Origin of the sequence: Lentzea sp. NPDC020367, assembly GCF_044387305.1 — a bacterium.
Classification (GTDB): domain Bacteria; phylum Actinomycetota; class Actinomycetes; order Mycobacteriales; family Pseudonocardiaceae; genus Lentzea.
Map to the genome: position 1 here is coordinate 248,841 of NZ_JBIRVV010000003.1, position 19,670 is coordinate 268,510.

General features: G+C 69.6%; 20 protein-coding genes and 1 riboswitch. Of the genes, 8 read left to right on the top strand and 12 right to left on the bottom strand.

Annotated features, from left to right (window positions below; all coding sequences use genetic code 11):
- Positions 1-31: 31 nt before the first annotated feature.
- Complete coding sequence (locus ACH413_RS13475) at positions 32-862, top strand: AsnC family protein (RefSeq protein ID WP_360041669.1); 831 nt, start codon at positions 32-34, stop codon at positions 860-862.
- A 160-nt stretch (positions 863-1,022) separates the two neighbouring features.
- Here the strand turns inward: ACH413_RS13475 and ACH413_RS13480 are convergent, their stop codons facing one another.
- Positions 1,023-1,787, bottom strand: coding sequence for an inositol monophosphatase (locus ACH413_RS13480; RefSeq protein ID WP_360041672.1), 765 nt, complete (start codon positions 1,785-1,787; stop codon positions 1,023-1,025).
- A 23-nt stretch (positions 1,788-1,810) separates the two neighbouring features.
- Between ACH413_RS13480 and ACH413_RS13485 the strand changes: the two genes are divergently transcribed.
- Complete coding sequence (locus ACH413_RS13485; RefSeq protein ID WP_360041675.1) at positions 1,811-2,707, top strand: LysR family transcriptional regulator; 897 nt, start codon at positions 1,811-1,813, stop codon at positions 2,705-2,707.
- Here the strand turns inward: ACH413_RS13485 and ACH413_RS13490 are convergent.
- From ACH413_RS13490 to ACH413_RS13510, 5 genes are all read right to left on the bottom strand, one after another.
- Positions 2,696-3,286 carry an NAD(P)-binding oxidoreductase gene (locus tag ACH413_RS13490; RefSeq protein ID WP_360041678.1) on the bottom strand — a complete coding sequence of 197 codons (591 nt, stop codon included), beginning with the start codon at positions 3,284-3,286 and terminating at the stop codon, positions 2,696-2,698. The two genes, ACH413_RS13485 and ACH413_RS13490, sit on opposite strands and share 12 nt — an antisense overlap.
- Positions 3,287-3,359: 73 nt before the next feature.
- Entirely contained in the window at positions 3,360-4,244 is an 885-nt protein-coding gene (locus ACH413_RS13495) for an RluA family pseudouridine synthase (RefSeq protein ID WP_360041773.1), read from the bottom strand.
- 101 nt (positions 4,245-4,345) lie between these two features.
- The gene (gene lspA, locus ACH413_RS13500; RefSeq protein ID WP_360041681.1) at positions 4,346-5,140 is read right to left on the bottom strand and encodes a signal peptidase II; all 795 of its coding nucleotides are present in this window, start codon (positions 5,138-5,140) and stop codon (positions 4,346-4,348) included.
- 23 nt (positions 5,141-5,163) lie between these two features.
- Positions 5,164-6,495 carry an aminotransferase class V-fold PLP-dependent enzyme gene (locus tag ACH413_RS13505; protein WP_360041684.1) on the bottom strand — a complete coding sequence of 444 codons (1,332 nt, stop codon included), beginning with the start codon at positions 6,493-6,495 and terminating at the stop codon, positions 5,164-5,166.
- 37 nt (positions 6,496-6,532) lie between these two features.
- Positions 6,533-6,647: riboswitch (SAM riboswitch) on the bottom strand.
- A 73-nt stretch (positions 6,648-6,720) separates the two neighbouring features.
- Positions 6,721-8,199 (bottom strand): potassium/proton antiporter, encoded by a 1,479-nt coding sequence (locus ACH413_RS13510; protein ID WP_360041687.1) that lies wholly within the window; start codon positions 8,197-8,199, stop codon positions 6,721-6,723.
- A 122-nt stretch (positions 8,200-8,321) separates the two neighbouring features.
- Here ACH413_RS13510 and ACH413_RS13515 point away from each other — a divergent pair, with 122 nt between their 5' ends.
- Positions 8,322-9,257 carry a M28 family metallopeptidase gene (locus ACH413_RS13515; protein ID WP_360041690.1) on the top strand — a complete coding sequence of 312 codons (936 nt, stop codon included), beginning with the start codon at positions 8,322-8,324 and terminating at the stop codon, positions 9,255-9,257.
- Here ACH413_RS13515 and ACH413_RS13520 read toward each other — a convergent pair whose 3' ends face one another.
- Positions 9,258-9,794: a TetR/AcrR family transcriptional regulator gene (locus ACH413_RS13520; protein WP_360041693.1), complete on the bottom strand. Its 537-nt coding sequence runs from the start codon at positions 9,792-9,794 to the stop codon at positions 9,258-9,260. It lies immediately after the preceding gene.
- Between the two features lie 59 nt (positions 9,795-9,853).
- Between ACH413_RS13520 and ACH413_RS13525 the strand changes: the two genes are divergently transcribed.
- Complete coding sequence (locus tag ACH413_RS13525) at positions 9,854-10,330, top strand: SRPBCC family protein (protein WP_360041696.1); 477 nt, start codon at positions 9,854-9,856, stop codon at positions 10,328-10,330.
- On the opposite strand, the gene ACH413_RS13530 is transcribed toward ACH413_RS13525, so the two are convergent.
- The 3 genes from ACH413_RS13530 to ileS form a co-directional block, all read right to left on the bottom strand.
- Positions 10,297-11,214: a hypothetical protein gene (locus tag ACH413_RS13530; protein WP_360041699.1), complete on the bottom strand. Its 918-nt coding sequence runs from the start codon at positions 11,212-11,214 to the stop codon at positions 10,297-10,299. The genes ACH413_RS13525 and ACH413_RS13530 overlap by 34 nt on opposite strands.
- A gap of 75 nt (positions 11,215-11,289) precedes the next feature.
- Positions 11,290-12,240: a hypothetical protein gene (locus tag ACH413_RS13535; protein ID WP_360041702.1), complete on the bottom strand. Its 951-nt coding sequence runs from the start codon at positions 12,238-12,240 to the stop codon at positions 11,290-11,292.
- Between the two features lie 150 nt (positions 12,241-12,390).
- Entirely contained in the window at positions 12,391-15,495 is a 3,105-nt protein-coding gene (ileS, locus tag ACH413_RS13540; RefSeq protein ID WP_360041705.1) for an isoleucine--tRNA ligase, read from the bottom strand.
- A gap of 247 nt (positions 15,496-15,742) precedes the next feature.
- On the opposite strand from ileS, the gene ACH413_RS13545 reads away from it, so the two are divergent.
- The 4 genes from ACH413_RS13545 (at position 15,743) to ACH413_RS13560 (ending at position 18,237) form a co-directional block, all read left to right on the top strand.
- The gene (locus ACH413_RS13545) at positions 15,743-16,087 is read left to right on the top strand and encodes a DoxX family protein (RefSeq protein WP_036014530.1); all 345 of its coding nucleotides are present in this window, start codon (positions 15,743-15,745) and stop codon (positions 16,085-16,087) included.
- Positions 16,084-17,238 (top strand): BTAD domain-containing putative transcriptional regulator, encoded by a 1,155-nt coding sequence (locus tag ACH413_RS13550; protein WP_360041709.1) that lies wholly within the window; start codon positions 16,084-16,086, stop codon positions 17,236-17,238. Before ACH413_RS13545 ends, ACH413_RS13550 begins: the two co-directional genes overlap by 4 nt.
- A 70-nt stretch (positions 17,239-17,308) precedes the next feature.
- Entirely contained in the window at positions 17,309-17,755 is a 447-nt protein-coding gene (locus ACH413_RS13555; RefSeq protein WP_360041712.1) for a hypothetical protein, read from the top strand.
- A gap of 17 nt (positions 17,756-17,772) precedes the next feature.
- On the top strand, positions 17,773-18,237 hold the full coding sequence (locus ACH413_RS13560) for a hypothetical protein (protein ID WP_360041715.1): 465 nt from the start codon (positions 17,773-17,775) through the stop codon (positions 18,235-18,237).
- Here the strand turns inward: ACH413_RS13560 and ACH413_RS13565 are convergent.
- Positions 18,221-19,099: a hypothetical protein gene (locus ACH413_RS13565; protein ID WP_360041718.1), complete on the bottom strand. Its 879-nt coding sequence runs from the start codon at positions 19,097-19,099 to the stop codon at positions 18,221-18,223. The genes ACH413_RS13560 and ACH413_RS13565 overlap by 17 nt on opposite strands.
- A 59-nt stretch (positions 19,100-19,158) precedes the next feature.
- Positions 19,159-19,656 (bottom strand): hypothetical protein, encoded by a 498-nt coding sequence (locus tag ACH413_RS13570; RefSeq protein WP_360041721.1) that lies wholly within the window; start codon positions 19,654-19,656, stop codon positions 19,159-19,161.
- Positions 19,657-19,670 lie beyond the last annotated feature (14 nt).

Below are 19,670 nucleotides of genomic sequence, written 5' to 3' on the forward strand. Positions count from 1 at the left end.
AAGATCGCGACCGCCAGGTAGCGTTCTTTTCGTGGTGCCCCCCGATCCCGTAGACGCCCGCCTGCTCGCCGTTCTCGCCGAGTCAGGTCGCGCCGCCGTGCACGAGATCGCCCAGCGCCTGGGGATGGACCCGCGCGAGGCCGCCATGCGTCTGATCACCCTCTCCGGCAGCGGCCTTCCGCTGCTGGTGGGCGTGGAGTGCGACCCGAACGGCGTGCGCAGGGCCCTCGCGAACGCCGCCGCCTACGGCAGCTACGTGGGCGGTCCGCCGTCCGGCCCGTACGCGGTGAACCAGAGCGGCCCCCACCCGGTCCAGCAGCAGCCCTACCCGCCTCAGGCGCCGGTCAGCCAGCCGTTCCCGGCCCAGCCGCAGGCCACCTGGGGTCCGCCCCAGTCCGCCGGCTGGGTGCGCGCGGACCAGCCGCAGCCCAAGCCCTTCTCGCGCACCGGCAAGATCGGCACGGCCCTGGAGGCGGACAGCCTCGAGGGCGCCCGCCTGTCGATCCAGCTGATCGAGGTCGTCGACCCGGCGGACTTCCTGTTCACCGCCGCCGGCTACAAGCTCGCCGAGGGCGAACGGGCCGTCGTCGTGCACACCGAGGTGACGAACACCTCCCAGGTCCCCTACACCTCGCTGCCCGACATGTACCTCGTCCTGGTCACCAAGACCGGCGAGACCGTGACGAAGGCGCCCGTCTCGCTGTCCTCGCGGCCCGCGCACAAGCTCGGCGTGGCGCCGGGCGAGACCGCGGGCGGCCACAGCGTGTTCGTGCTGCCGGACGCGACCGAGGTGATCCAGGTCCGCTGGAGCGTGCGCCCCGAGGTGGACCTGAACACCCTCGTCTGGACCGTCGAGGACTAGTGGCGCGGCCCGAAACGCTGGCGGTGAATTCACGCTCAGCAGGGCACCTCGCGGCACCGCCCCCACGCCCCCATACGACTCCGGTATGAGGACGTGGGGGCGGCACCACGATGCGCCCGTCTGACCGCGAATTCGCACGGCAGCGTTTCGGGCCACGCCACTAAACCAGCGCTTCCAGTGCCGCCGCGTGCACGCCAGGCGCGGCCGCCAGGTACTCACGGGTCGTCAGCTCCCAAGGCTTGCCGTCGAGATCCGTGACGACACCGCCCGCCTCCTGCACGAGCAGCACACCGGACGCGTGCGCGCGCACGTTGTCGTACTGCCAGTGCACGTCCATCCGTCCGGCCGCGACCTGGGCGAGCTGGTGGGTCACCGGCACCGAGATCCGGACGTAGAGGGCTTCCTTCGCCATCGCGCTGTACGCGGCGCCGACCCGGTCCGCCATCTCCGCGCCCTGACCGGGCTGGGCCTGACCGGTGCCGGCCAGCGCGCCGTCCAGCGAGGTCTTGTCCGAGACCTTCAGCCGGACGCCGTTCAGGAACGCGCCGCCGCCCTCGGTGGCCGTGAACATCTCGTCGAACAGCGGGAAGTAGATGACCGCGAGCACCGGTCGGCCGTCGCGGACCAGGCTCACGCCGATGTTCCAGTCCGTCATGCCGTGGACCGCGTTCATGTTGCCGCCGACCGGGTCGACCAGCCACCACTCGCCCGCTTCGAGCGGGCCGGAGCCGTGTTCGTCGTCGAGCCAGCGGGCGTCCGGGTTGATCGCCTCCAGTTCGGGCTTGAGCAGGTCGACGACGGCGGCGTCGTTGGCGCGGACGGCCTCGACGATCTCGGTGAGGCTGGAGGCGCGGGACTCCGTCGAGTAGCGCTTCAGCATGCGCGCTCCGGCACGGCGGACGGCGGCGGTGGTGGCGGTGAGCATGGCTTCCTCCAAGATTGACTGTCATGCAAGCGGATCTGAATCTGTTGACCGTGCTGGACGCCCTGCTCGAAGAGGGCAGCGTGATGGGAGCGGCGCAGCGGCTGCACCTGTCGTCACCCGCGGTCAGCCGCACGCTCGGGCGGATCAGGAAGGTGACCGGCGACGACATCCTCGTGCGGACCGGCCACACGATGACGCCCACGCCGTACGCGCTGGGAATCGCCGAAGAGGTGCGTCGGCTGGTGCGGGAGGCCAACGCCGTGCTGGCGCCGAGCCGTGAGCTGGATCTGGCCGAACTCGACCGCACGTTCACGGTGCAGTGCCATGACGCCCTCGCCTCGTCGGTGGTGCCGGCGTTGGTCGGCCGGATCGCGCAGCAGGCGCCCGGCGTGCGGTTGCGGGTGCTCGCCGAGCAGTCCGCCGACACCGACGACCTGCGGCACGGCCGGGTCGACCTCGAACTCGGCGGTGGCGCGCCCGACCTCCCCGAGTTCCGCTCGGAGACGCTCGGCACCGACCCGCTCGCCGTGGTCCTGCGGTCCGGCCACCCGTGCACCGAACTGGATCTGCGCGCGTACGCGGCCTATCCGCACGTGCTGGTCTCCCGGCGTGGCCGGCTGACCGCCCCGATCGACGAGGTGCTGGCCGCGGAAGGGTTGCAGCGCAAGGTGATCGCGACCGTGGCCACCGTGCACTCGGCCCTGCAGATCGCGGCGGCGAGCGACGCGCTGGTGACCACCACGACGATCCTCTGCCGGCCGTTGATCGAGGCGTTCGGGCTGGTCACCCGGCCGCTGCCGACCGAGTCGCCGGAGGCGCCGATCAACTGCAACTGGCACCAGCGCTACGACTCCGACCTCGCCCACGCGTGGCTGCGCGACCTGGTGCGGACGACCCTCGCCGACGTTCTAGCCCGGTAGCGGCAGCGCCACGACGCCGGGAAAGCGCGGGTTCTCGGCCTCGTCGAGCATCGCGGCGGCGACGGTCTCGCGGCTGACCTTGGCGCTGAGGTCGAACGGCGGCGCGGCGTCCAGGCCGACGGTGCGGCTGGAAGTCAAAGGCTCGTCGCTGAGCACGCCGGCGTGGAAGACGGTGCCACCGGCGGCGAGGACGGCGTTGTCAGCCGCGATCTTGTCCGGGATCCGGTCGCCCATCACCTTCCACAGCACCGCGGCGCCCTCGCCCGCCGCGTCGGCGGACGCGCCCGTGCCGTACGCGCCGAGCCAGATGATCCGGCTCGGTCCGGCGGCGACCACGGCCTTGGCGCCGTCGAGCAGGACGCCCGCCCGGTCGGTGCCGAGACCGGACAGGACGACCGAGTCGGCGTCGATGTCCAACGACGTGCTGACGTCGCCGGCGACCTTGTTCAGGTTCGGGTGGTCGAGGGGGATCCGCTGCGGGTCGCGGGCGATCGCGGTGACGACGTGGCCGCGCTCCAACGCCTGGCGGGTGAGGGCGAGACCGGTTCGGCCCGAGGCCGCGAGAATGGTCAGGTGCATGCCGAGAACGCTATTGAGCTCACCGATTAACATCAAGTGCAACGTCGTCAACCGATGATTTACCCAAACGCAATCAGCCCTCTTCGCGCAGCTTCTCCAACGCCGAAGCCAGGTCGTCCGGGTACTCGGACGTGAAAGAGACCCACTGACCGTCGGCCGGGTGGTGGAACCCGAGCTGGCGCGCGTGCAGCCACTGCCTGGTGATCCCGAGCCGCTTGGACAACGTCGGGTCTGCCCCGTACGTCAGGTCGCCGACGCACGGGTGGTGCAGCGCCGAGAAGTGCACGCGAATCTGGTGCGTGCGACCGGTTTCCAGGTGCACCTCGACGAGAGAAGCGGCGCGGAACGCCTCCATCACCTCGTAGTGGGTGATGGACGGCTTGCCGTCCTGCATCACGGCGAACTTGTAGTCGTGCTTGGGGTGACGGTCGATCGGGGCGTCGATGGTGCCCTTGATCGGGTCCGGGTGGCCCTGCACGATCGCGTGGTAGACCTTGTCGACGGTCCGCTCTTTGAAGGCGTGCTTCAGAGCCGAGTACGCGGACTCGGACTTCGCGACCACCATCACACCGGTCGTGCCCACGTCGAGCCGGTGCACGACGCCCTGGCGCTCGGCGGCACCGGACGTGGCGACGCGGTGGCCGGAGGCGAGGAGCCCGCCGACGACGGTCGGCCCGGTCCAGCCCGGCGACGGGTGCACGGCGACACCGACGGGCTTGTCGATGACGATGATGTCGTCGTCCTCGTGGATGATCACCATGCCCTCGACGGGAATCGCCTGGACGGTGACCGGCTGCGGCGGCGCGGGCAGCGTGATCTCCAGCATCGACCCGGCGATGAGCCGGTCGGACTTGCCGACGACCCGGCCGTCGACCAGCACCTCGTCGGAGTCGGCGATGGCCGCGACGACGGTGCGGGACAGGCCGAGCAACTTCGCGAGGCCGGCGTCGACGCGCATGCCGTCCAGACCGTCGGGAATCGGCAGCGTTCGGTATCCGCTCACGCGGGGTGCCTCGACCTTCTTCTCCTTGCAGAACCTGCTGAACCTACCAGGAGCAGCTACTTCGACTCCGCCGCACCATCGGACTCCACGGTGCGCGTGGGCTCCACGACGAGCGCGGGCTCGTCCTTGTGGACGGTCCCGTCGTAGTCGTGCCGCAGCAGCGCCAGCACGATGATCGTGGCGCCACCGCCGACGATCGCCATGTCCGCGACGTTGAACACCGGCCACACCTGGCCGTACGGGTCGAACAGCGACAGGAAGTCCACGACGTGGCCGCGCATCGGGCCCGGTTCGCGGAACAGGCGGTCGGCGAGGTTGCCGACGGCGCCGCCCAGCACCAGGCCGAGGCCGACGGCCCAGGTCTGCGAACGGAGGTTGCGCGAGATCCAGAGGATGAACCCGGCGACGCCCAGCGCGATCAGCGCGAGGATCCACGTCTGGCCCTCGGCCAGGCCGAACGCGGCGCCGGGGTTGCGGACGAACGTCAGGTAGAGCACGCCGCCGAAGAGCTTGATCGGGTCGGCGCCCTCGAGGAACGCCACGGACACGACCTTGGTGAGCACGTCCAGGGCCAGCACGACGCCCGCCAGGAGCGCGAGGACCTTCGTCTGGAGGTCCGGCAACGAGCCCGAGATCGAACCGGAGATCGAGAACTCGTCGTCGTCCTCGTCCGCCTTGGCGGGGGACTCGGCGGGTTTCCCCTCCGCCTTCTCCTCCGCGGCCGGCTCGACCACGATCGCGGGCGTCGCGACCGTCTCCGGCTCGCTGACCTGCGCTTCCACCGGCTTGTCAGCGACCTTGTCGGCCGCCTTCTCGGTGGCTTTCTCCGCGGCCTCGGCCTCGTCACTCACCAGGTCATTGTCCACTACAGGGACTACGCGAGGAACGGCGGCAGGGTTCGGTTGTCGTCCTGCGGAACCCAGCGGCCGTCGCGCTGCGCGTAGGTCCACTTCGGACCCTCGGTGACGAGAGTGCGCAGCGCCGCCACCAAACGGTCGACGTGCTCAGCCGTCGTGCCGAGGCCGATCGACGCACGCACGGCGCGTTCCTCGTGCGATCCGACCTGCTTGACCAGACGACCCACGATCACGTGCGCGCAGAACGCTCCGTCGCGCACACCGATGCCGTACTCGGCGGACAGCGCCGCCGCGAGGAAGCCCGCGTCGAAGCCGGAGATCGTGAAGCTCACGACGCCCACCTTGTCGGCGTCGGTCAGGATCGCGAGCTCGCGCAGGCCGGGGATCGCGCGCAGGCCGTCCTGCAGGCGCGTCAGCAGTTCCTGCTCGTGCGCGACGGTCTGCTCCCAGTGCCGCGACAGGATCTCGCAGGCCGCGGCCAGCGCGTGCACGCCGACGACGTTCGGGCTGCCGGCCTCGTGCCGCTCGGGCACCGCGGACCAGGCCACGCCGAGACGGTCGCCGTGGTCGGTCACCTTCGAGGTCGCGCCGCCGCCGACGAGGTACGGCTGGGCCTGCTGCAACCAGTCCGCGCGGCCGACCAGCACACCGGCACCGAACGGCGCGTAGATCTTGTGGCCGGAGAACGCGATGTAGTCGACGCCCAGCTCACGGGCGTTGATCGGGCGGTGCGGGGCGAGCTGGGCTGCGTCGAGCGCGATCCGCGCGCCGTGCCGGCGGGCGACCTTCGCGAGCTCGGCGACCGGCCACAGCTCCCCCGTGACGTTGGACGCCCCGGTGACGATCACGAGCCGAGGACCGACCGGGGCGGCGGCCAACGCCCGGTCCAGTGCGACAACAGCAGCACCGGACGAAGACGGAGCGGGAACACGCTGAACGTTCGGACCGCGCCACGGCAGCAGCGCCGCGTGGTGCTCGCTGTCGAACAGGACGACGGCGGTGTTCCTGGGAACGCTGCGCGCCAACAGGTTCAGCGAATCGGTGGTGTTGCGGGTGAAGACGACGGTGTCGGAGGAGTGCGCCCCGACGAACCGGCGGATGCGGTCGCGGGCCTGCTCGTAGACGCGGGTCGAGACCTGCGAGGCGAACCCGGCGCCGCGGTGCACGCTGGCGTACCAGGGCAGCAGCTCGTCGACGGCGTCGCGCACTTCCTGAAGACAGGGTGCCGATGCCGCGTGGTCGAGGTTGGCGTAGGTGACGCGCTCTCCGGTGACGAGCGGAACCCGCAGGTCAGCGCCGACGACAGCCGGAACGGCGGTGGTGGTTCCAGGGGTGATCGCGAGCGTCATCGAGCTGCCTCCGAGGCCAGGGGCCCCGTTGTGCGAAGGCCCGCGCTTGACCGGCGCCCCACGCGCCGGACCAGGTCCTCACCAAGGGCACCCCACCGCGGTTGGAGGGTTGCCGGCCAGCAAGCTTGGGCTTGACGCTGGCTCTCATGACCTGCCGACGACGTTAGCGGAGGCCGCCGCGCCCGTCGACACCTGATTCAGATGCTGGGAAGCGTCGGTGACCGACTAATCGCCGGTCTCGCCCTTCCACCGTGCGTAGCGACCGGCGCGGTCGACGGCACGAACGCGCCGCTCAGCGGCATCGCGCGCTTCCTCGGTGGTGACGATGAGCAACTGGTCGTCGGTCTGCAGCCGGGTCGTCGGTTGTGGCGTGAAACTCTTTCCCGAGCGCACCACGAGGCTGACTGTGGCGCCGACGGGCAGCCGCAGTTCGGTCATGTAGACGCCGTGCAGCTTCGACCCGCGCTGGATGTGCACCTGCAGCAGTTCGGCGCCCAGCTCGTCGAGCGGCGAGGAGTCGACCTGGACCTCCTGCGCCTCGCCCGCCTTCACCAGCCCGAGGCGCCGGGCGAGGAACGGCAACGTCGTGCCCTGCACCACCGTCAGCACGATGACCAGCACGAACACCACGTCGACCAGTTCGCGTGCGCCCTCGACCCCCTGGATCAACGGGATCAGCGCGAACACGATCGGCACCGCGCCACGCAACCCGGACCAGGACAGGAAGGCCTGTTCGCGCCACGGCACCTTGAACGGCAGCGAGGACAGGATCACCGACAGCGGCCGGGCCACGAACGTCAGCACCACGCCCGCGACCAGCGCGGGGAACAGCACGTCGAGCAGCCGCGACGGCGAGGCGTAGAGGCCGAGCAGCACGAAGAGCCCGATCTGGGCGAGCCAGCCGAGACCTTCGGCGAACGAGAGGGTGTCGGCGCGGTGCGGCAGGCGGGCGTTGCCCAGCACCAGCGCGGCGACGTACGTGGCGAGGAATCCGGACGCGTGCGCGAGGTCGCCGGCCGTGTAGGCCATGACGCACACCGCCACGGTGGCGAGCGGGTACAGACCGGTGGAGGGCAGTGCCGCGCGTCTGAGCCCGGCCCCGCCGAGATACCCCAGTGCGACGCCGATGAGCGCGCCCACGCCCAGTTCGTAGATCACCAGCAGTGGCGCGGTCCACGAGATCGCGTCCGACGAGGCCAGCAGCACGACGGCGATGTAGACCGGCGCGTCGTTGAGGCCGGACTCCAGTTCGAGCGCGCCCGTGAGCCGCGGCCCCACACCTAACGAGCGCAGGACGCTGAACACGGCGGCCGCGTCGGTGGACGACAGCACCGCGCCCCACAGCAACGCCATCCGCCAGTCGAGGCCCAGCAGGAAGTGCAGCGCCGTCCCGGTCACCGCCACGCTCACCACAACGGCCACTGTGGACAGTGCGACACCCAGCCACAGCGAGGACTTCACCGCGTTCCAGCGGGTCGTGATGCCGCCCTCGGTCAGGATCAGCACGAGTGCCGCGATGCCGAGGGACTGCGTCAGGTCGGCGTCGTCGAACTTGATGCCGAACGCGGCCTCGCCGAGCAGCACGCCGATGCCGAGGTACAGCAGGAGTGAGGGCAGCCCGAGCCGCGTCGACACCCGCACCGCGATCACGGAGATCAGCAGTACGGCCGCGCCGATGCCCAGAACGACCGTGACGTCACCCACCTGGACCATTCTGGTTGATCACCATCGATTCCGACGAATCCGACGATCGCATCTAGCGGGCTCATGCGCGGTGGAGCATGTTGATCTGTGGCTCAATCCCTAACCCTGCACGGAGTTGAACCATGAGGATCCTGATCGCGCTGGCGGCCGCCTTGATGGTGACCGGAGCAACCACAGCGCAAGCGGCCGCTCCGGCGGCATTGGCGGCGCCCAACATCAACGTCGCGAACGTCCAAGCACACCTCAACCAGTTCCAGTCGATCGCGAGCGCCAACGGCGGCAACCGCGCTCACGGACGTCCGGGGTACCTGGCCTCGGTCAACTGGGTCAAGAGCAAGCTCGACGCGGCCGGCTTCACGACGCGCGTGCAGTCGTTCACCTACGGCGGCGCCACCGGCTACAACCTGATCGCGGACTACCCCGGCGGCGACGCGAACAACGTCGTCATGCTGGGCGGCCACCTCGACAGCGTCACGGCGGGCCCCGGCATCAACGACAACGGCACGGGTTCCGCGTCGATCCTGGAGGTCGCCCTCCAGATGAAGGCCACGAACTTCCAGCCGACCAAGCACGTGCGGTTCGGCTGGTGGGGCGCGGAGGAACTCGGGCTGCGCGGCTCGACGGCCTACGTGAACTCCTTGTCCACCACCGAGAAGTCGAGGATCAAGGTGTACCTGAACTTCGACATGACCGGTTCGCCGAACCCCGGCTACTTCGTCTACAACGGCGCCGACGGCCAGCCCACCGGTTCGGTGGCGCTGCAGCAGCGGCTGCAGGCGGGCTTCACCTCGATCGGCGTCCAGACCGAGCTGACCAACGTCGGCGGCCGCTCCGACCACGCGGCGTTCGCGCGGGCCGGCATCGCGACCGGCGGCACCTTCACCGGCGCCGAGGTGACCAAGACCGCGGCGCAGGCGGCGAAGTGGGGCGGCACGGCCGGTCAGGCCTTCGACCGGTGCTACCACCGCTCCTGCGACACCACGTCGAACGTCAACGTGACGGCTCTCGACCGCAACGCGGACGTGATCGCCTACGCGTTGTGGGCGACCGCGGTCTGATCATTTCGCGGTGAGCACCTGTACGGCCTCGTCGAGCACCGGTTCGACGAGGCCGGGCAGGGTCACCCACATCTGCGCCTGACCGAGGTAGAGGCTGAACGCGATGAGCGCGCGCTTCTTCGCGTGCTCGTGGTCGAACCCGAGCTGCTCGAACAACTCCGTCAGGTAGTTCAGGCGTTTCTCCGTGACGCGCCGCAGAACCGGTGCGATCACCTCGTTCTCGGCGCCCGCCTGCAACGCCATCTCCACCGAGCCCTTGCGGCCGCGGTCGAGCACCGTGCCGAACAACGTCCTGAGCTTGTCCCGCGGGGACTTCTCCGCCTCGACCAGCTCGATGACCTTCTCGGTGTGCTCCCGCTCCCACCGCTCGACCGTCGCCTTCAGCAACGCCTCGCGGTTCGGGAAGTGGTGGTAGACGCTGCCCTTCGTGGCTCCGGCCCGTGCGGCGAGCGGTTCGATCGCGACGGCCTGAAGCCCGCCCTCGGCCAGCGCTCTCAGCGCTATCTCAGTCCAGTCGTCCTGATTCCTCCGCACCACGCTTCCATACGCTACCGTACGTTTCAGGAACATACGGCAGCGTATGGAAGGGGATCCTCATGATCAGGAACATCCACACCCGCGACCTCGGCGTGCCCGCGGGCCCGTTCGTCGACCGCATCCAGGAACTCTGGCCGCCCGCGTGGGGCAGGCAGGAGTTCGACCGCCCGCTGGGGGTCGGCGCGGACGGCGGCCACGGCCCGATCCGCTACCACTGCACCTCGTTCACGCCCGGCGAGTCGATCACCTTCGCGTTCCGCGAGGGCCACGGCACGCACACCCTGTCGGCGTCCGGCACGGTCATCCGGCACGAGCTGGTCGGCGACTTCCCCCTGGTCGCGCGGATCCGCTGGGCACTGGTGGTCCGCTGGCTGCACGACGCGTGCCTGGAGGACCTGTTCGACGACTTCGAGCGCGCGGCGGGACGCGAACCCGCCGCACCGGCCAGGTGGTCCCCCTGGGTCCGGCTGGTGCGGCGGGTGATCGGCACGGCGATGAAGCGTCAGCGGCAGAACAGCTTGGCGGGCCCCTCGTAGTACTGCCCGCCGTACAGGTCGCCGTTCTCGGCGAGCACGCTCGGGAAGGCCAGGGTGAAGGGGTAGGACCAGCGGTCGACACGGCCGTCGGCGCGTCGCACGGCCCCGCTCCACGACAGCAACTCGTCACCGGCGTCGTTGACGTCGAACACGGGGCCGAGTTCCATGGTGCGGACGACCTCGCCCCGCAGGTTCCACTCGACCGACGTGGTCGCCCACTCCCCGCCCCTCTCCGACGACGACCCGTAGACGCGGCCGTCCCGGATCAACGTCGGAGAGACCTCGTGGTGCCCCGCCAACGGCTGGAGTTCGACGCGCTCGCCCTGCGGTCCCCAGACGTAGCCCTGCCGGACCCCGTCCGCACTCGTGGCGGCGACGACGTTCCCGGCGTCGTCCATCCCCGAGACCTGCCAGAACCGCCCGTCGTCGGTGCCTTCGAGCGGTGTCGGAGAGGTAGACCCGGCCGGCCAGACCACCAACGCCCCGCCGGAAACGCCGGCGACGTCGCCGTCCGCGTTGATCGAGTGCACCGTCGACGGCTCGCCAGGCAACTCCCCGAGCTTCTCCTCTCCACGCCACACACCGTCCTCACCAGCGCTGATCAGCACACCATGCCGGTTGATGTCCGGGGTGGACCTGGACACGGGGAACTCGACCGTCCTGGCGACCTCGCGGTGCCAGATCACGACCGACGTGCCCCCGCCGGAAGCCAACCAGTCGCCCTCTCCGGCGAGCGGGCCCACCGAGTACTGACCGGCCGGAATCGGCAACCTCTTCATCCACCAATCGCACCCCGTGTCCGCCCGCGCGGCGGTGGGTGCCAGCAACACACCCGTGATCAACACCGCGGTGCCCGCCGTCGAGCGCCATCCCCCAGCAACCATTCGCCACACCTCTCAGAGAGATCGACCGATCACCTGGAGGTGTCCACCTCTACGAGAGGTGTTGCATCCAACTTGTCAGGCGCAGCGGGCGTGCACCGGCGTGTAGGTGCCTGCTCGGTACGACCAGCCGTACAGCGAACCGTCGTCCGCGAACTCCTCGTAGACCGCGGGCAGCGGAGGCTGTTCGACCTGCCCGCCGGCACGCCAGATCGTGGACGGACCGGGGACGTCACCACCATCGGTGCGGCCCAGGACGTCGCCGGACGACGTGATGTCCGTGGCGTCGACCGAGCCCTCCAAGGTGCGGACGACGTTGCCCCGCAGGTCCCACTCCACGCCGATCGGGTTCGCCCAGTGCTCCTGCGCCGAGAAGCCGACCACCCGGCCGTCGCGGAGGCCCTGGACCCTGGTCTCGCTGTACCCGCGCAGCGGACGTAAGAGGGTCCGCACGCCCGCCTCGTCCCACACGTAGGACTCGGTGGGCTCCCCGGCCTGGCCCAGACGCCAGGCGGCCACGCGGCCCTGCTCGTCGATGCCGGCCACGGTCCAGCTCGCGGCGTCGTCGGTGCCGGCGACCGGGCGCGGGTCCGCCGACCCCGCCGGCCAGATCGCCATCGAGCCACCGGAGTGGCCGACCGCCGTGCCGGAGGCGTTCAGCGCGGACGCCCAGGCGTAGTTGGATCCCGGCGCCGGGTTCAGCTCCACGCCACCGCGCCGGGCGTGGCCGTCCGAGGAGGTGATCAGGACGGTGCCCGAGGCGTTGACGTCGTTCGGGAACTCGCCGGGCGCCAGCGGCAGCGACTCGACGGAACCGTTGTGCCACAACAGGGCTACGTCTCTCCACGGAGTCTCGGTGCCCGTGCCCAGCACGTAGCTGCCATCACTGGCCGCGCCGGTGACGGACGAGAACTCGGTGTCCGCGGGCAACGGCAGGTCAGCGGACGTCCACGTGCAGGTGGCCGCCGACGCCGACACCGGTGTCAGCAGGCTCAGCGCACTCACGGACGCGATCAGCAAAGCCTTCATCTCGCACTTCCCCCAGTCAGAACGGCAATCCCTCGCGGGTCGACCTGGTTCCGACCGTAGTGACGAGATCTGACATTTTTCTTGAATGCGCAGGAAGCGGGGCCGCCGTCCGAAGACGGCGGCCCCGCTTCCTGCTACCTCACCCGAAGATCAGGCCTTGGCGACGGCGACCTTCACCTTCAGGCCGTCGCCGACCGTGCCCTCCGAAGAGCCCTCGCCGAACACCACCGAGGTCGTCAGCGTCTCCGACTGCACGAACTCCAGGTGCGGCTCCACGGCGGAACGCACCGCGTCCGGCAGCTCCAGCGTCAGCGTGATCCGGTCGGACACGTCGAGCTGAGCGTCCTTGCGTGCCTGCTGCACGACGCGCACGAGGTCACGCGCGACGCCCTCGGCCTCCAGCTCCGGCGACACCACCGTGTCGAGCACGACGACACCGGCACCGCCCGGCAGAGCGGCCGTGGCGGCGGGATCCGTTGCCACCAGGCGCTGTTCGTACTCGCCCTCGAACAGTTCGACACCGGCGGCGACGATCTTGCCGTCCACTTCGGACCAGTCGCCGGCCTTGACGGCCTTGATGACCTTCTGCACGTTCGGCCCGAGCCGCGGCCCGGCGGCACGTGCGTTGACGACCAGCTGGAACTGCCCGTAGGCGTCGACGTCCGTGGACAGCGACACCTCCTTGACGTTGACCTCGTCGCGCACGATCTCGGCGAAGTCCTCCAGCGAGCCCGCCACCGGCGACGCGACCGTCAGGCGCGCCAGCGGCAGCCGCACGCGCAGCTTGTTCGCCTTGCGCAGCGACAACGCCGTCGAGCAGACGTCCCGCACCTCGTCCATCGCCGCCACCAGCGCGTCGTCCGCCGGCAGGTCCGACACCGACGGGAAGTCCGTCAGGTGCACGGAACGGCCACCGGTCAGCCCGCGCCACACGACCTCGGTCGTGTACGGCAGCAACGGCGCCGTCACGCGCGTGACGACCTCGAGCACGGTGTGCAGGGTGTCGATCGCGTCCTGCTCGCCGTCCCAGAACCGCTGCCGCGACCGCCGCACGTACCAGTTCGTCAGCACCTCCAGGTACTCACGCACCAGCTGGCACGCACCGGAGATGTCGTAGACGTCCATGGCTGCCTGGACGTCGCGCACCAGGTCGTGCGTCTTCGCCAGCGCGTACCGGTCGAGCACGTTCTTCGAGTCGACGCGCCACGTGCCCTCCTTCCCGGAAGCGTTGGAGTACAACGCGAGGAAGTACCAGGAGTTCCACAGCGGCAGCACCGCCTGGCGCACCGCGTCCCTGATGCCGCGCTCGGTCACCACGAGGTCGCCACCGCGCAGGATCGGCGACGCCATGAGGAACCAGCGCATGGCGTCCGAGCCGTCGCGGTCGAAGACCTCGTTGACGCTCGGGTAGTTCTTCAGCGACTTGGACATCTTCTGGCCGTCGTCACCGAGCACGATGCCGTGCGCCACGCAGTCGCGGAACGCGGGCCGGTCGAACAACGCCGTCGCGAGCACGTGCAGCGTGTAGAACCAGCCGCGCGTCTGCCCGTTGTACTCGACGATGAAGTCGCCGGGGTAGTGGTTCTCGAACCACGCCGCGTTCTCGAACGGGTAGTGCACCTGCGCGAACGACATCGAGCCCGACTCGAACCAGCAGTCGAGCACGTCCGGGATCCGGCGCATGACCGACTGGCCGCTCGGGTCGTCCGGGTTCGGCCGCGTCAGCTCGTCGATGAACGGCCGGTGCAGGTTGTCCGGGCGCACGCCGAAGTCGCGTTCCAGCTCGTCCAGCGACCCGTACACGTCCGTGCGGGGGAACTCGGGGTTGTCCGAGGTCCACACGGGCAGCGGCGAGCCCCAGTACCGGTTGCGCGAGATGTTCCAGTCGCGCGCGTTCTCGAGCCACTTGCCGAACTGGCCGTCCTTGATGTGGCCGGGCACCCAGTTGATCTGCTGGTTGAGCTCGACCATCCGGTCCTTGAACTGCGTGACCGCGACGAACCACGCCGACAGCGCGCGCTGGATCAGCGGGTTCGCACACCGCCAGCAGTGCGGGTACGGGTGGTCGTAGGTCTCGTGCCGCAGCAGCAGGCCCGCGTCCTTGAGGTCGCGGATGATCAGCTTGTTCGCCTCGAAGACGTGCACGCCCTGGTACGGCGCCACCTCCGCGGTGAACTTGCCGTCCGGCCCGACCGGCACGACGACCTCGATGCCCGCCGCGTCCGTCACGACCTTGTCGTCCTCACCGAACGCCGGTGCGATGTGGACGATGCCCGTGCCGTCGTCGGTGGTCACGTAGTCCGCGGCCAGCACCTGGTGCGCGTTCTCGCGACCCACGAAGAAGTCGAACGGCGGCAGGTACTTCTTGCCGACCAGGTCCGAACCCTTGTAGCGGGCGACGACCTCGGGCTCCTCGCCCAGCTCACGCGCGTACGCCGCGACGCGGGCCTCGGCCAGCAGGTACTTCTCGCCGTCGGTGCCGACCACGGTCACGTAGTCGACGTCCTGGTGCACGGCGGCGGCCAGGTTGCTCGGCAGCGTCCACGGCGTGGTCGTCCAGACCAGCGCCTTCTCACCGGACTCGAGGCGCAGCGCGACCGTGACGGCCGGGTCCTGCCGGTCCCGGTAGGCGTCGTCCATCTTGGTCTCGGTGTTGGACAGCGGCGTCTGGCAACGCCAGCAGTACCAGAGCACCCGGAAGCCCTCGTAGATCAAGCCCTTGTCCCACAAGGCCTTGAACGCCCACATGACGCTTTCCATGTAGTCGAGGTCGAGCGTCTTGTAGTCGTTGTCGAAGTCGACCCAGCGAGCCTGTCGCGTCACGTACTCGCGCCACTGGTCCGTGTACTGCAGCACGGACGTGCGGCAGGCCTCGTTGAACTTCTCGATGCCCAGCTCGTCGATCTCGTGCTTCTGCGTGATGCCCAGCTGCTTCTCGGCCTCGTACTCGGCCGGCATGCCGTGCGTGTCCCAGCCGAACCGGCGCTCGACGTGCTTGCCGCGCATCGTCTGGTAGCGCGGCACGACGTCCTTGACGTAGCCGGTCAGCAGGTGCCCGTAGTGCGGCAGACCGTTGGCGAACGGCGGGCCGTCGTAGAAGACGAACTCGTTCGCGCCGTCGTCGCCGACCGGGTTCCGGTCGATGCTCGCCTGGAAGGTCTCGTCGTCCTTCCAGTACCCGAGCACGTCCTGCTCGAGGTTCGGAAAGGACGGCTGCGCCGGGACCTCGTTCGCGCCGGCCCTGGGGTAGGCCATCTCCACTGCTCCTCGCGGTCAGATGCGACACGCGAGGACGACACGCCGATGTGGCTCGGCCTGCCGCGGTACCACCCCGCTTGCCCGCCTTGCGGCGAGCCTCTCGTTCTTCGGCTGTGACGGGCCGGTCCCGTCCGGTTCTACTGAGGTGCTCGCGCACCCGTTCTTCCGGAGGCTCCCCGGTGATGGCCGGATCGGTGCCTGTAGCTACAGGGTACGGGCGGGCGCAAACCGTATGCTCGCCGCCATGACGTTGACCATCGCGTTGTCGATCGTGCTGGCCCTGCTGTTCGTGGCGACGGGCGCGGGCAAGCTGTTCGGGGCGAAGGCGTCACTGGAGGCCCGCGACCACTTCCGGATGAACCCGGCGCTGTGGCGCACCATCGGCGCGCTGGAGTGGGCCGGTGCGGCAGGGCTGGTCGTCGGCCTGGTCACGTGGGAGTGGGTGGCGCACGCCGCCACCGTGGGGCTCGGGCTGCTGATGGTCGGCGCCACGATCACCCGGCTGCGGTACGACTCGAAGCCGTCGGGCGTGGTCGTGGACCTGGCGCTGCTGGCGTTGCTGATCATGCTGCTGTTCCTGGACCGGTGAGGCACGAGTTCCGCGTCCTCGGCGCACCTGAGATCCGGCTCGGCGCCGACCTCGTCGACGTCGGCCACGCCCGCCAGCTGAGCGTGCTGGCGGTGCTGCTGGTGGACGTCAACCAGGTCGTCGGCATCGACAAGCTGCTGGCACGGGTGTGGGGCGACGCGCCGCCGCGGCAGGCCAAGGCCGCGCTCTACAGCTACATGTCCCGGCTGCGGACGGCGCTCGGCGGCACCCCGATCGTGCGCCGCTCCGGCGGGTACGTGCTGGAGACCGACCCGGCGTCCATCGACCTGCACCGGTTCCGCTCTCTCGTGACGCTCGGACGGCCCAGCGAGGCCATGGCGCTCGTGCGCGGCGAACCGTTCGCGGGACTGCACGGCCCGTGGTTCGCCGGTCTGCGCGAGACGCTGGCGGGCGAGATCGCCGCCGCCGAACTCGACCACACCGACGCACGCCTGGCGTCCGGCGAGCACCTCTCTCTCGTCACCGAACTGACCGCCCGCACGTCCGAACGCCCGCTCGACGAACGGCTCGCCGGCCAGCTGATGCGCGCGTTGATCGGCGCCGGCCAACGCCCCGAGGCGCTCGCCTACTACGCACAGCTCCGAGACCGGCTCGCGGACGAACTGGGCCTCGACCCCGGCCCCGCGTTGCGCGACCTGCACGCGTCGCTGATCCAACGTCCACAGTGGAGTCCACGTCAGCTTCCCGACGCCCCAACGGATTTCACCGGCATGACGGCCGAGCTCGCGGCCCTCGACCAGGCCGGTCCGATCGTCACGATCACCGGCCCGCCCGGCACGGGGAAGACGCGGCTCGCGTTGCACTGGGCGCACGAACACGCCACCGACTACCCGGACGGCCAGCTGTTCGTGGACCTCAACGGCTCCGACCCGGCCGACGTCGTCCGCGGGTTCATCACCGCCCTGGGCACCAGTCCCGACGGCATCCCACCGGAACCACACGCGCAGACGGCGCTCTACCGCACGTTGCTGGCCGACCGGCGAATGCTGATCGTGCTCGACAACGCCGCCGACACCGCCCAGGTCGTGCCGCTGCTACCGGGCACACCGCGGTGCCGTGTCGTCGTGACCAGCCGCGAACGTCTGCCGGGCCTAGTCACCGCGCACGGCGCACGCCCGGTGGTGCTCTGAGTAGATCCACGCATGGTGCGCCGAGCCTCATCTCCCCCAGACTTTCCTCACGAAGTGATTGGGGGATCACGTGAAAGTTCTGGCACTCGCCGCTTTGCTGAGCACCACCGTCGTCGCTCCGGTGCAGGAGTTCTCCTTCGAGGCCGAAGCCAACGCCCGGCCGATCGGCGGCCGGTCCGCGACCTGGTCGGCCCCGGCGGACGAGATCCGAGTCGGGCTGCGCCGGTCCGACAACACGATCAGGATCCACGCCGAGCCCAACGGCGTGGAGGATTACGTCCTCGTCGAGCTGAAACGGCACGACGGACAGCTGATCACCGCCGGCTCGTACCACGACGAGCAGGTCAGGGTCTTCGGCGACGGCTTCGTCTGCACCGACGATACGGCCGAGTTCACCGTCGACCGCGTCGAGTACAACGCCGACGGGTGGACCGACGTGTTCGCCGCGTCGATCACGCACACCTGCGGAGACCAGCCCTTCAACGCGTTCAGGGCACGGGTCGACTTCAACCGCTGACATCCTTGGGGGGAACCATGATTCGCGCTGTTCTGACCACCGCGGCGTTACTGCTCGCCACCGCCACACCCGCGTCGGCCGACGCCACCGGCTACCTCCTCTGGGACTCCGACCCGAAGGCGCACCCGACTCAGGGCCGCTCCGGCAGCTGGACGCCGCCGCAGCTGTTCTCCGTGCGCGAGGACCCGGAGGAGGGCAACCTCATTCGGATCAAGGGCAGGTCTTCCGACGGGTGGGAGTCCCTCATGATCGAGCTGTACCCCCACGACGGGCAGCGCATCGCGGAGGGCCACTTCGAGGACCAGAAGGTCCTGGTCGTGAACCGCGGCCTCGGCTGGTACGACAACGCCGGTGACTTCGACGTCGACCACATCGCCTACGACGACGAGGGCCTGATCTCGGAGTTCGACGGCGCGATCGAGCACCACCACGAGGACAACCCGGACAGCACGTTCCGCGCGAAGATCAGCTACCGACGCTGACGTTCTGATCAGTGGTCGTGTTCCGCCTGGACCGCCTGCGGAGCACGACCACCGCGCCGATCACCAGCACGAGCAGCACCACCGCACCCACGATCGGCATCAGCCAGCGGTCGAGGAACGTCGGTGTCGCCTTGTTCTCGCGGACGAACGCCCGGATCCGGTCCCGCAGCGCCGCGTCCTTGGTGAGCTCGCCGAACATCGCCGAGCCCGGCACGATCTCCAGCTTCGCGTTCGAGGCGGCGCCGGCCACGTCCCGGGCATGATCGGGGAGTCCCACGGACTCGACGACGTCGTCCTGCGCCGCGACGACGAGAGACGGCACCTGGACGGCGCCGATGTTGTCCACGGCGTTGAGGTCGGCGCTTTGCGTCTGGAAGGCCCGGAACGGCGAGAGCAGGAACATCCCCCTCAGACCGGGGATCTTCTCCGCCACCGTGGCGATCGCGGTGGCACCGGTGCCGGCACCGCCCGCGATGATCGAGGAGGCACCGCGGCTGTCCAGCTCCTTCGCGGCACCCAGGACGTCGAGGTCGTACGAGTGCCTGTTCTCCTTGAGACGCATGCTGCGCATCTCGTAGAGCAGGACCTGATGACCGTCGTCCGCGAGTTCGCGCGCCAACGGCAGCCACTCGCAGAGGGTCTCCAACTGGGCGTGGGCGAGGAGGACTCCGCTGGAGCCGCTGCCGAACACCAGTCCTGGCAGCTCGACGCCGTCCTCGGCCTTGAAGGTGATGGCGTCCTCGCGCAGTTCGGCGGGCACGCACCTGTTCAGCTCCGTCTGGGGCTGTGCGACGGCTGGTGCGGCACTGGCCAGCACGAACCCGACGACGACCACGGCCCCCAGCAATGATCTCAGTGGCATAGCGGATTCATAGCCCACGAAGACATCGCTCGTCCGCGAAACGGACTCAACCGGTCCGTTCAGGCGTCGCGGGAGGCGGTTCGGCTCCTGCGCACCAGCACCGCGTCAGGGGTGCAGAGGGCGCAAGGCGTGAACTGCAACTGCCGTGCCTCCTGCACCGGGAGGCCCAGCGTGGGCCTCCCGGCAAGCCAGGAGCACGAGCTCAGGTGATACCGGGGCCGCTCGTCCAGCACCCGGACCTCGTCCACCAGATCGGCCACGACGAGCAGATCCGCCGCGTCGGTGTCCTCTTCCAGTGGTTCCTCGTCAGCGGGCGGCGTGTCGGCTTCCGCCGGCACCACCACCCGTTGATCATCAGCTACAGCTTGTTGATCTACACTCTGCGCGTCGGCAGCGGGGTCCCCCGGTCGCCGTCGCCACCAGTCCCAAGCAAGGACCAGGGCGGCGAGCACGCTCGCGCCCACGGACGACCACGCCCAGATCGTGTTGGACGTGGTCAGCGCAGGCACGAGCAACCCGAGGGCTGCCAGCACCAGAAGTAGAACTACGAAGAGCACCTAGCGAACAGTAG